The following is an 11,982-nucleotide window of genomic DNA, read 5'->3' on the forward strand; positions in this document are numbered from 1 at the left end:
ACGGCAAACTTGTAAGTAATGGCATTGATTGCCACCAAATCATGTGAGTTGATGGCAAACAATATCCAAAATTAAAACGGATAGTTTTCTATAATTTTTACATGATTTTTCGTATTTTTAAGACTAACAAAAAAGAGTAATATTTGAATAAAACAAACAAAAAAACCCTCTACATTGATATGGACAATGTATTGGTAGACTTCCGTTCAGCGTTCCCTTTATTAGATGAGACTGTAAAGGAGAAATTTAAAGACAATATGGATGACATAGAAGGGATTTTTTCTCTTATGAAACCAATGAAGAACGCAATTAAATCCTTTGAAATACTAGCAAAACATTTTGATGTATACATTCTTTCCACCAGCCCTTGGGACAACCCAACAGCAGCATCAGAAAAAGTAGCATGGGTTAAAAAATATTTACCTGAATTAGCCTATAAGCGATTAATATTATCGCATAACAAACATTTAAACACAGGTCATTATCTTATTGATGACAGGTTAGCTAATGGTGTTGACCGTTTTTCTGGAGAACATATCCATTTTGGTCAGAAGAATTTTGAAAATTGGAATTTGGTTGTAAATTATTTACTTAAAAAAGAAACTATAGATGACTGATAAACAAAAAGAAAAATACTTAACAGAAAATATTTACAAAGGACTAACCAATTTAAATACTGGTTGGGATGCATCTTCAATTTATTATTTTACAAAATCAGATTTTAAAGTTCTTTTATCTCGAGTAGAGAATTTAGGAATTGGTATATACGGAATCGAACCATGGGATTCTGATAATCATTATTTTGGTGTGAAATTATATGATGATTATTCAAGTAAGCCCTCCGACCCATCATGGTACAATAAAGCTTTTAGTGAATTTGTAAATACAGGAGAAGAACTACAGTATTCTGCTAGTTATTATTTCCCTAAAGACCTATAGACCTATTAAAATTATAAATTTAATGATTCAAAAAAATCATCTACAAGATACTTCATGGGCATAAGTGATTCCTTTTCAAATTCAAGAATTAGGTTTGCAAATGTTTTTTTATAATCATCATCGATTTTATATAAAATAATAAGAGATTCCAAATTAGTAAATCCTAATTTCTCTAATTCCTTTTCGGTAATATCCTTTTTAATCGATATACTAATTTTTGTATCATCAAATACCAACTTAGTTAAATCTCTTTTTTCTAACCACCCATTCGTTTTAGCTTGTTCCCAAATGCTTTCAGAAAGCAAATCCTCAATAACAGTAGGGAATGTAATCCCCTTTTTCTTTATGGATTTTAATATTGGAGAATATTTAGCGCTGCATTTTCTTATTAGAAATGTTTTAGATTCAGCAGAGTTTATATCGATAAGACTTCTTAGTTTATCAATTGAATCTTTACCTGCTTTATCATCATCAAATAGTCCAATTGCTTTTAAATATTGTTTATCATTTGGTTTTATACCTAACTGTTTTCCCCAAATAAATAACTGCCTTTCAACCCAAGAAGCTCCTCCTCCATATTTTATAGTGTCTATGAATAATAGCTTTTGTTTATCAGGATAAAACTTTGAAATAGTGAATTCAATTATTTTCTTATCAGTTGTTCCTTCTACAAATAAGGTTTCTATTTTTTCGACGTTTATCCTTGATTTAACTAAACTGATATGAAATATTAAATCTCTTAAACTATCTTTCCATTTCTCTTCACTTGCATCATAATACCAAACATTCCAAACATTCTTTAAGTCTTTTTTTAACTCTATGAATTGAGTTAAACCTATAATATACATTGGGACATTTGCTTTTGTTCTCCTTTTATACAAACTTCTTACTAATGACTCTCCTCCTGAATCATCAGGAGAATCATCATGTTTAATTGGCATTTTTAAATCAGTAATTAAAAGGTGAAACTCCTTTCTTTGTAAATATTCAATTGCCTCTTGAACGCAAGATGCTTGGTTTATAGATAAAGTTTCCGTAACCTCTTCTTTTATTGCGGTTATAATCGAAGTGATTTTGTTTATATCATCGTCAACTATAAGAATACTTATAAAACTCATTTTTTTATCTTGATTATCAATTCATTCAATTTCTCAATCCAATTATCTTCATTTGTCTTAAAAAGAACTGCACCAATATAAAACTCTTCATAAGATTCTTTATACCTTTTATCTAGTTCTTTAAATGTTATAGCTCCATTATTTGTGGGAAAAACATCAAACATCGTAAACAGTATTGTAGGTAAAAAGTACTTCTTCCTTTTCATTTCCCGAAGAATTTTCTCTCCTCCAAATTGCTCATAATTACCACCTAAATCATTCTTGCCTTTTTCCCATAAAGGAATAGTCATATCTAAAATTAAAAAATCATAGTCTTTAAAATTGTTTTTCAATTTGGTAACACCTCCTTGAAATGATTCTTCCAAAGTGATGTCATCTTTAGAAAAATACTTAACTAGTCGAGCAATTTTAGTTACATCATCTTCTATAATTAATACTTTATTCATTAGAATTCGTTTTTGTTATTTTAAAGAATAAATCTATAGATAATTCATCTTCAGAAATACTGAAGTCGAATTTATCTGTTTTAGAATAAGTCTCATATAGTAAAATCCTTTTTATTTTATCAAACCCACTCTTATCCTCTTTATTTGACCTATCGATATTAGTATGGTCATTCCAATTGTCTTTAACCTTTTGTAGTCTATTAAAATTCAACGAATAGTCATGACCCTTCTTTAAATTATTTCGAAAGGAGACCTTTGCGAATGAATCTTCATATTGTTCTATAGTAATATTAATACATGTTTCTTCTGGTCTTAATTTTGAGTGACATATGATATTGTTTAAAAAAATATTAAAAACAAAGATTAAACTAGAATAAACCCCAAAAGGCTCTATATTACATTTTACTATTGGTTGAATAGGGAAATTTGGATTAATACCATTAGTTAAAACAATACTTGCATCAATAACTGTTTTTATACTCAGTAATGATTTAGAGTCTGTAGTATTTAAATAAAACCAATTTGAAATCACTTCTAATTCTTTTTGAATTTCAGTACCAGATTTGATTAAATTTGGTATTAGCTCACAATCTGGAGGTAAATTATACCCTCTTATTTCCTGTATGTATTTATCAATTATACTTTGAAATACTTGTCTGATTTCTCCATTAAACCTGCTTACAATATCCTCTTGAAGAGTAATTAAAGTGTGATTTACTAAAGAGACTAATAACATATCAATAATTTTCTCAGTACTATCAAAATTTGCCTTATTTCTCATGTAGTAATCTAGAAGAACTTCATCATTAGTCAAAAATTCAAAAATCCCGTATTCTTTATCAATAGATTTTTCAGTTCTAATTTGTATAAGCTTATCAACAATGAATATTGTGTATTCATCTATTTCAGCTGAGAAGCTCTTTAATGCTTTTTGAACTCTAATATTTTCTACAAAATTATTATTTAATTGTTGCTCCCAAACTTCATTGTCTTTGTACTCACTCTTTAATTTAGATGTAACTAAATTTAATTTTTCAAAAACACTTCTTAAATGATTTTTGAGAGCCCCATGGCGAATTCTTGTACTTAGACAACTATCAAGCCCATGTTCTTTACTGAATAAAAAATTTTCTCTTGATTCTAAATAAATATTCTTAAAAGCTAAATATTCAGCCGAGTTAAATGAGTTAACTTCGGTATTGCTAAAAGACAATAAAGTGTCCCAGTTTTGTTTATTAGAAGAGTTAAAACTAATTAATTTTTGAACTGATGAGGATTGTTCTATTTCTTTAAATCTTTTAAAATCATCTTTAAATTTTTTAATCTGATTCTTTTTAAGGTTGTCCACGTCAATATATAATCGTCCTTCATCTACCTCTTTTAAAACTTTTCTAACTGAATTGATTCTTAATATTTCATTTATTTCCTTTTCATATTCTAATTTGGAACCTTTATTTAATTTTATCAAAATCTTAAGCACCATAACTCTATCCTCCTCAACTTCGCTAATAGAACCATAGTCTGAAGAATATTTAATGGTGTCAATTATTGATACATTTTCAAGGAAATAGATAGTTTTTCTTAAACCAAAACGATGTACAAAAGATTTAATATCTAAATCTTTAAGGTCTTCAATATCATTTGCGAATAAAAAATCATCATAAATTTCATAAAGGTCAAACTCTTTACTGTGTAATGACATCACTATAGGCAACTCAATATGCGCCTCAAAATCTTGTTTATTTTTACACTCTTTAATTTTAGTAAATAAAAGGGATGTGTTAATTTTTCTTGAACTAAAATTCTCATCAAAAAAAACAAGTCCATATAATTTTAATGCTTTGCCTATTAAATTTTGATGAAGATAAGCGCTGAAAAGCAAACTAACTTTTCTTTCTTTATAATAATTAACTGAATCAAGTTTTGGTTCATTTTCTAATAATCCTATAACTTTAGCATATTCTTTTTTACTAAAATACCTTATAGCTTCAAAAGTCTTATTTTGTCTATAATCGTTTGAAATCAATCCTTTTAAATTGGTGTTTAGACCTAATTTGTATTCAGCTACTTGGAATGATAAATTATCTCTAACAGGTTCAAGATTTTTTATAATGTTCTCCCTTGTATGATGGAAGAAAAGAAATTTACATGTTGTATAACTAGATGAAAACAAACCTCTAATATAGTGTCTATTGTTATTTGCTTCTATTTCAGAAAGTAAACTGAATACTTGTTTCCCAAAACTTGTGTTCATATATTTTAATGCAATTGTTAACAGGAAATCAAAATGTTCTTTTTCATCATTTTCAAACCTAAATATCTGAAATACACTAAAAAGAATTTTGTCAACACCTTCACTAATACCTATCTCAATAAAATCGGATTCTAAATTAATTAAAGACTTGCAGTAAAATTCGTAAAATTCAAACTCTAATGGGTTTTCTTTTAATCCTTCTGTAGACAATTCAAGAGTCTTTTTAAATAACCCCTTGTAATAAGAGTTCGAACAATTTAAAAAAAGTTCATTGTCATTAGCTTTATCATAATCGCCTTTATCATTTACTAAATTATAAAGATTTATTAGTCTACCGTCATTATGAATAATTGTTTTAGCTTTTTTAAGGAAGACTTGATAGAACCTATCGTATTTACTTACATTGTGTATATTGTAAATAATAGCATCAATTAAAATCAAATATTGGTCTACTATAGATAGTGTATTTGCTACGTAATAAACACTTTCTAAATTTTTATAAGAATACTCGTAATAAGGATAATTAAAATTTTTAAATACAAAAAAATCTTCAATCATTCCATCTGCATTTATAGTGTCAATGTCATTTTGAAATTGATTTAAAAAGCTCTCAAAATTCATCTTAGATTCAACTCTTTTACTACTGGAGTTAATGATGAATTCATAAATAGGATTCTTAATCTTAGTAAGGTAATTACTTAGCAAATTCCAATTGGCTTCAGTCCCATTTATATTATCTTCTAACAATAAATTAGCTTCAATACTCCAAAGGCTAATTCCAAATTTAGATTCTATTTCTTCAACTATTAATCTGGCTTCATCATACTTATCTAATATTAATTGTGTCTCAAAATGATTTTTCAATTTTATGAACTCATTTATTTCTCCAAAATAATTTTCTAAAATATTAGTTAGCCATCTAAACTCAATCTTCAAATCTTCAGAAAAAGTAAAAGGCTCTTTCAGTTGTATATCTTCAATTGATTTAAAATAGGGGGTTTTGTATAAAAATTGTTTGAACGAGGGATTAAGAGAAAGAGCTTCTTTAAATTGACCTGAATTTACATTACGCTTAATTTGGTCAATTTTCTGAGGTAGAGTTGTGGCTCTGTTTCTTAATATTTCACTTACTTTTTTTCTATAATTCATTTTTTAATAAACGTATTTTTTTACAACTTCAGCCCATGTGTCTTATCATCTAATTATTTCTATATCTAAAATAATATCAATTCTTTAGGGTTGTTTTTAAGAGTGTCCAATTTAGACTCTTCTGGAAGTTAAAAATAGGTGTCGTCTTCAGATTATTCTCTAGAATAGTCTTCTCTTGCCATAATGACTTCCATCTATTCTTCAAAAACATCGTTAGAACGTTTTTTGAATAAAATAGAATTTATATTCATAAAACTATTAGAGTAATTAAGGGAGTGTTAAAGATATAATTTATTGTTTAAATCTAGTCAAATTACAATTTAAAAAGAAAAACAATAGTTATATGTTACTTATCAAAAGACAGAAGTTGTGAGGTTGAAATATCAAAAGCATTGGCTATACGTTTTAGCATTGAAATTTTCATTTCTTGTTTGCCAAGTTCATATTTCCTAAGGTTTTGCGCATCAATTTCTGCTTTAAAAGCAATTTCTTCAATGGATAAATTCCTTTCTTTTCTCAAAGTCCTAATGTGTTTGCCTAACTGAATACAAAATTCGGGAATGTCTTTTTTTCGCTCTCTTTTTATCATATTCAAATTTGCTTACAATTAGTTACTTTTAACCAATTGTATGCAATGGGTTGAATACAACCTTTTTTTATTTTACATTTGTGTAATTAAACTTTGGTTTTACGGAAAACCATAAAGAAGGTAAAACCTGCTTTAATATATTTGAAAACCTTAAAATATTAATCAATAAATTATAATAATGAAAAACAACCCAATCACTTTTAGTATGCTTTTATTAGCAACAAGCTTATTTACTATGTCTTGTTCTGATGACGATACAACCGAGCAAAGAGCAGAACCAACAACACAACTAGACCTTTTAAAAGGAACATGGGAAGAGAGTAATGTTACACATGACGGAGTTGATAGTGAAACCCAAGTAATTTGTAACAATCAAAGAGAACGCTACATTTTTGATGAAGACAATATGTTTACAGAAAGATATTTTGACGATAATTGCAATGAGGACTTTGATTATGGTGATTTTACGATAAATGCAGAGTCGCTTGTGTTTGCTTATGATGATGCATCAACAGACACTTATCAAGTAAATGAATTAAATGACACTACCTTAATAATTAGTTTTGATGATGGCGGAATCTTAGTAGAAGAAACATACACTAAAATAGATTAACATAAATATGAAATACAAAATTTTAGTTGTTCTACTTCTATTCAATTACATACAGGGTATTAGTCAAGAAACTTTTAAACTTAGAGACATTAGTAGATATAGTGTTTACACCATAGAAGAAGTGACATTGTATATGCCTGATTATGATGCGGAAATTAAAAACCCAATGTATGAAGGTGTTTATAATGAAGGCGTAAAAGAGTTTATAGTAAATTATAAAGATATTTTAATTGATTTAGATTACGCTGAAACTTTAAAGGGTAAAGAGGGGCGAAAACTTAGAAAATCGTTGAATATTAGAAAATCAGAAATTCTATCAAAATATGCACCTTACTTTAATGGATTAAAATCAAAATGGCACTTTGTAGGAGTAGATTTTAATAGTCCCAGTTTATTAGAAGAAAGTAAAAAAGTACTTAAGAAAATAGAAGGTACAAATTTGAGTGCAAAACATTTAACAGAAAATGAACTGCTAAATAAAATCCCTAAAAAGAGGGTAACATTTAAGAAGCTTATTTATTTGGGAGACAAATCAAATATAAAAGGAGATTATTACATAGCAGACAGAATAAAAGTCTCTTATTCTTATAATCCTGACGACAATACTTACAAAGACCAAATACTAGAAGGAGATAAAGACTATTCTAAATATGGCATCTATAATTATTTTAAAAGTGTTGATGGCTCTGGTACGGACTTTTATAATAGTGATATTGATATTTATGACCCTTACGCTGTAGAACGTAAACCTAAAAAACTTACTTCTAAAGAAAAAAACATCGTTAACAAAATGAAAATCTATAAGAAAGAGATGAATTATCTTGTGGATAAAATAGCGGAGTATAGAAGTAAAACTAAAACAGCTTATGACGCTACTAAAAAGGGGCAAGCTCTTCAGAAAAAAGTAGAAGCATTATATGATAATAATGATGACAACTATTACGACTTTATGCAACTGTTAGACATGGACACAAAAGAAGTCATGGTTGAATTTAATCAAGTTTTACGAGGTGCTGTTATACTCTTTGGATTGTAGATTAATAATCAAAGCTTAAAACAAAAAAACCACTCATGAAAATGAGTGGTTTTTTTGTTTTTAATTTAAATGCTTTTTGATAAAAGCATTCACTTCGGGTTCTGTAAATCTAATTATATTCTGAATTTTAAATGGCTTAATCTTTTTTGATTTGACCCATGAGTCGACAGTTCATAAGGAAACATTAAAATAGTTGGCTAGTTCCTTTCTTGTATAAATTTTAGTATTCATTCTAGTAATATATTGGTTTATATAATATGTATAGTTTTCTAACCATTGCCCAAGTCAAAAATGGTTTCAACTTGTTTCTACTTCTATCTCAATAAAAGAAAACAACTATTCCAAACCAATCTAAACTTGTTTCAGCTTCTTCTAACCATACATATAATGTAGAAAATAAATGAAATGCAATTTTTTTAAATAATCTGTAACAAAAAAAGAAAAATTACGTGTTTTATTATTAAGGGATTAACATAAACCGTCACATAATGAAAAATAGGTCACCATGAATAGAAAAAGTTTAAACAAAAAAAACAGGAGTATCAAAGACTCCCATATAAATAACATAAATACAAAAAATAATGTTTGATAAAAACAATACCATAAATGTTTCTAAAATAGAAACGATAGATACCGAAACTTTAACAGAGATATATAATTCACAAATTGTAAAAGGAGGTGAGTTTTTCGAGCTTGAAGAAACACTTTTAGGGAGTAAAATAACTAAAGAAGACCTAAGGTTAGCTCTAAATTTTTACTGTAATACGCCAATAACTACATCTGATGAACTTCAACAATACTATAGTCTAAAGAAAGAAGTGTGGGAAGAATATAGATTAAGTGGTTCAAAATCTAAAGTATATAAAAGCTTAAAAAAGAAATTTGAAGCATTAGATTTAAAACTCACTCCCATTGGACGCCAAAAAGCAATGGAAGCGATAGCAAATAAAAAAGAAGTGACTTACTTCTCTAATTTATATTCAAATGCTCCAGAGTATTTAAAAGTTGATGATATATTGGAGAGAATAAAATCAGGTGAATACTCTCAATTGATTAACAATATTCGAAAATCCAAAAGCAAAGAGGAGAAGAATGAGTTGAAAAAAAAGCTTCCAGTAGTACTATTCAATGGTCTATTTTACAAGAGAACAGGAAGTAAAATTATAAAATTAACAGATTATCTATGTCTTGATTTTGATGACTTCTCAACTTTCGAAGAAGTATCAAAAACAAAAGAACAATTGAAATCTGACCCTTATGTTTACTCAGTATTTACATCACCAAAAGGATTAGGATTAAAATTACTTCTTAAAGTAAAAAGACAAGATTATAATGACCATATAAGACTATTTAATGGTGCGCAAGAATATTATTCTCATATACATGGGTTTGATATTGCTTGTAAAGATATTACTAGAGCAGCATTTGTCTCTTATGATGAAGACCTGTATTTAAATAAAGAAGCAGAAGAGTTTACACACAGAGTGGAAGTTAATCACAAAAGCAAAAATGTAAAAAAACTAAATCATGAAAAAAAACAAAAGGCTATGACGAAGCAAAAAAATGAAACAAAAACTAGAAAAGAGAATTCTATATTTATGGAAAACGAGATAGAAAGAATAAAAGAATTGGTACTAAAATATTGGGAATCTAAATATTCTTTAGAAGATGGTCAGCGTAATAATAACCTCTTCAAACTAGCAATAAAATTGTATTCATCAGGTGTTCCAGAAACTGATATCACAAATTTATTTCACGAGAGATTTACAAATATTTTCGAATGTGATGATGAACTTGACTCTATTGTAACAAGTGCTTGCAAAGACGAATCTGTTTTTAATTCTACACCATGGGAAAACTATGAGCTGAAAAAAAATGTAATTGCTCTTTTACAACAAGATGACGAGCAACTAAAAGCATTGCTAAAAGAACATAACATAGACTTTATAGATTCGAAAGTTCAAAAAGAATTAGAAAAATTAAAAGAGAGTAATCAGGTTTTCTGGCACACTATAACCGATAAAGATAATAAGGTTACAGGTTATAAGGTTGACGAATATAAGTTGATAGAGTTTTTAAAATCTCAAAATATTTTTTGCTTAAATAACGGAGGTAGCTTTCAATATTATATAGTAAAACAAAACCTAATCTATGAGCTAGATTTATATGACATAAAAAATATAATCGTTGACTACATAAGAGAAAACCAAGATAACAAAACACTATTAGTTAGTACATTTCTAAAACAGCGCGCAATTTTTAGCGACTTATTCTTATCAGATTTAAAGATAGAAGAACATCAAGTACAAAGGGATTCAGTAGATACAGTATACAAATACTTCTTGAATGGAGTATTGGTTATTTATAAAAGTAAACAAAATACGTTTATAAATTACTCTGAATTGGATTACCCTGTTTACGCAAGTCAAATTATACAACATAATTATAATCCTGAATCTAAAGGTCAATCAGATTTTGAAGTTTTTGTTGCTGATATTGCTGGTGAAAATGTTGACAGTTTTCGTTCTGCTATAGGTTACCTATCTAGCAACTATAAGGCACAGTCAAACGCTAAAGCAGTAATCTTATCAGATAGTTCAACATCTTATTCTGAAGCAAATGGTGGTCGCGGAAAAGGAATACTGAGTAAGGCTTTGTCTAAATTCTCAAAATTAGTAAGAATAGATGGTAAACGTTATTCTGCTCAAGATAATTTTGCTTTAGCTCCAATAAACAGAACCCATGAAATTGCTTATGTTGATGACCTAAAACAAGGTTTCCATTTTACAGATATGTATAATACAATAACTGACGATATGGAGGTTACGAAAAAATATTCTGATAAAGAGATAATACCGTTTCAACTTGCCCCAAAACTATTGCTTAGTAGTAACTATCCTCTGAAGGGCAGTGACGAGAGTAGTAAAAGGCGCCGTTTTGATTTGACACTATCTAGCTATTATTCAACTAAATACACGCCAATTGATAAGTTTGGCGGAGAGTTCTTTACAAGTTGGAATGAAAATGATTGGAACAATTTTTACCACTTTATGATAGGTTGTGTAGAATTATTTTTCGAAAAAGGATTAATACATATGTCTACTGAGTCGATGAAGCTTAAAGAGCTTATTGGAGATACCTCTGAAGATTTTTTAGTATATATCGAAGAGAATTTAGAGATGTTATCTTCAAACAAATTTAGTCTAGAGGAAGTGAAACAAGCTTACTATTCTAACAGTAACCATAATATATCTGTTCGAAAAATAAAGAATTGGTTAAAAAAATGGTGTGACTATTATAGTTACGATTTAAAGGAGTATAGAGAAAATAACAAACGAGTACACAAACTGATGCTAATAGAAGAGTTTAAACTATTGGCATCATAATAAAACCATATAAATATGAAAAATAATAGATATAATTTTAAAGGATGTGAAATAAGTATTCAAAATGAATCAAAAACACTATGTGATAAAGGTGTTATTAATTTTTGTCAAAAATACATTGAATACTATTTAGCACAAGAAGGAAGTTTTATTCCTAACATTGTTGAAAGACAAGAGAGTTTAGATGTCATTTTATATGAAAGTAAAAAACATTATTTTATTAATATTAATAATGTCACTCACATCACACTGAACCGTAATGGTTTTCATAATGCTCAAATCGAAGTAGAACAACTAACAGCAAGTCATGGAGCTTTTTTTATACAAATTCATAGTCATAAAGTTTCAGGGGTAGACATTATAGAAAACTATCCGTTTTAATTTTGGATATTGTTTGCCATCAACTCACATGATTTGGTGGCAATCAATGCCATTACTTACAAGTTTGCCGT

10 protein-coding genes are annotated in these 11,982 nt (G+C 28.1%); 6 read left to right on the top strand and 4 right to left on the bottom strand.

Annotated features, from left to right (window positions below):
* Window positions 1-179: 179 nt before the first annotated feature.
* Entirely contained in the window at window positions 180-617 is a 438-nt protein-coding gene (locus tag M890_RS0113665; protein WP_028284064.1) for a 5' nucleotidase, NT5C type, read from the top strand.
* Complete coding sequence (locus M890_RS16230; protein WP_051437546.1) at window positions 610-939, top strand: hypothetical protein; 330 nt, start codon at window positions 610-612, stop codon at window positions 937-939. Before M890_RS0113665 ends, M890_RS16230 begins: the two co-directional genes overlap by 8 nt.
* A gap of 11 nt (window positions 940-950) precedes the next feature.
* Here the strand turns inward: M890_RS16230 and M890_RS0113675 are convergent, their stop codons facing one another.
* From M890_RS0113675 to M890_RS16235, 4 genes are all read right to left on the bottom strand, one after another.
* The gene (locus M890_RS0113675; RefSeq protein WP_028284065.1) at window positions 951-2,057 is read right to left on the bottom strand and encodes a PleD family two-component system response regulator; all 1,107 of its coding nucleotides are present in this window, start codon (window positions 2,055-2,057) and stop codon (window positions 951-953) included.
* Window positions 2,054-2,503 (bottom strand): response regulator, encoded by a 450-nt coding sequence (locus M890_RS0113680; protein WP_028284066.1) that lies wholly within the window; start codon window positions 2,501-2,503, stop codon window positions 2,054-2,056. Before M890_RS0113680 ends, M890_RS0113675 begins: the two co-directional genes overlap by 4 nt.
* Window positions 2,496-5,906, bottom strand: coding sequence for a hypothetical protein (locus M890_RS0113685; protein ID WP_028284067.1), 3,411 nt, complete (start codon window positions 5,904-5,906; stop codon window positions 2,496-2,498). Before M890_RS0113685 ends, M890_RS0113680 begins: the two co-directional genes overlap by 8 nt.
* Before the next feature lie 346 nt (window positions 5,907-6,252).
* Window positions 6,253-6,495, bottom strand: coding sequence for a helix-turn-helix domain-containing protein (locus M890_RS16235; RefSeq protein ID WP_036597659.1), 243 nt, complete (start codon window positions 6,493-6,495; stop codon window positions 6,253-6,255).
* A gap of 178 nt (window positions 6,496-6,673) precedes the next feature.
* Between M890_RS16235 and M890_RS0113695 the strand changes: the two genes are divergently transcribed.
* From M890_RS0113695 to M890_RS0113710, 4 genes are all read left to right on the top strand, one after another.
* Complete coding sequence (locus tag M890_RS0113695; protein ID WP_028284068.1) at window positions 6,674-7,108, top strand: lipocalin-like domain-containing protein; 435 nt, start codon at window positions 6,674-6,676, stop codon at window positions 7,106-7,108.
* 7 nt (window positions 7,109-7,115) lie between these two features.
* Window positions 7,116-8,144, top strand: a complete 1,029-nt coding sequence (locus M890_RS0113700; RefSeq protein ID WP_028284069.1) for a hypothetical protein — start codon at window positions 7,116-7,118, stop codon at window positions 8,142-8,144.
* A gap of 581 nt (window positions 8,145-8,725) precedes the next feature.
* On the top strand, window positions 8,726-11,530 hold the full coding sequence (locus M890_RS0113705) for a BT4734/BF3469 family protein (protein WP_028284070.1): 2,805 nt from the start codon (window positions 8,726-8,728) through the stop codon (window positions 11,528-11,530).
* Window positions 11,531-11,545: 15 nt separating this feature from the next.
* Window positions 11,546-11,911, top strand: a complete 366-nt coding sequence (locus M890_RS0113710) for a hypothetical protein (RefSeq protein WP_028284071.1) — start codon at window positions 11,546-11,548, stop codon at window positions 11,909-11,911.
* Window positions 11,912-11,982 lie beyond the last annotated feature (71 nt).

Source organism: Olleya marilimosa CAM030, from assembly GCF_000518485.1.
GTDB lineage: Bacteria > Bacteroidota > Bacteroidia > Flavobacteriales > Flavobacteriaceae > Olleya > Olleya marilimosa.

Coding starts and splice junctions, on each gene's coding strand:
- M890_RS0113665 (WP_028284064.1), top strand. CDS start 180: ATGGACAATGTATTGGTAGACTTCCGTTCAGCGTTCCCTTTATTAGAT.
- M890_RS16230 (WP_051437546.1), top strand. CDS start 610: ATGACTGATAAACAAAAAGAAAAATACTTAACAGAAAATATTTACAAA.
- M890_RS0113675 (WP_028284065.1), bottom strand. CDS start 2,057: ATGAGTTTTATAAGTATTCTTATAGTTGACGATGATATAAACAAAATC.
- M890_RS0113680 (WP_028284066.1), bottom strand. CDS start 2,503: ATGAATAAAGTATTAATTATAGAAGATGATGTAACTAAAATTGCTCGA.
- M890_RS0113685 (WP_028284067.1), bottom strand. CDS start 5,906: ATGAATTATAGAAAAAAAGTAAGTGAAATATTAAGAAACAGAGCCACA.
- M890_RS16235 (WP_036597659.1), bottom strand. CDS start 6,495: ATGATAAAAAGAGAGCGAAAAAAAGACATTCCCGAATTTTGTATTCAG.
- M890_RS0113695 (WP_028284068.1), top strand. CDS start 6,674: ATGAAAAACAACCCAATCACTTTTAGTATGCTTTTATTAGCAACAAGC.
- M890_RS0113700 (WP_028284069.1), top strand. CDS start 7,116: ATGAAATACAAAATTTTAGTTGTTCTACTTCTATTCAATTACATACAG.
- M890_RS0113705 (WP_028284070.1), top strand. CDS start 8,726: ATGTTTGATAAAAACAATACCATAAATGTTTCTAAAATAGAAACGATA.
- M890_RS0113710 (WP_028284071.1), top strand. CDS start 11,546: ATGAAAAATAATAGATATAATTTTAAAGGATGTGAAATAAGTATTCAA.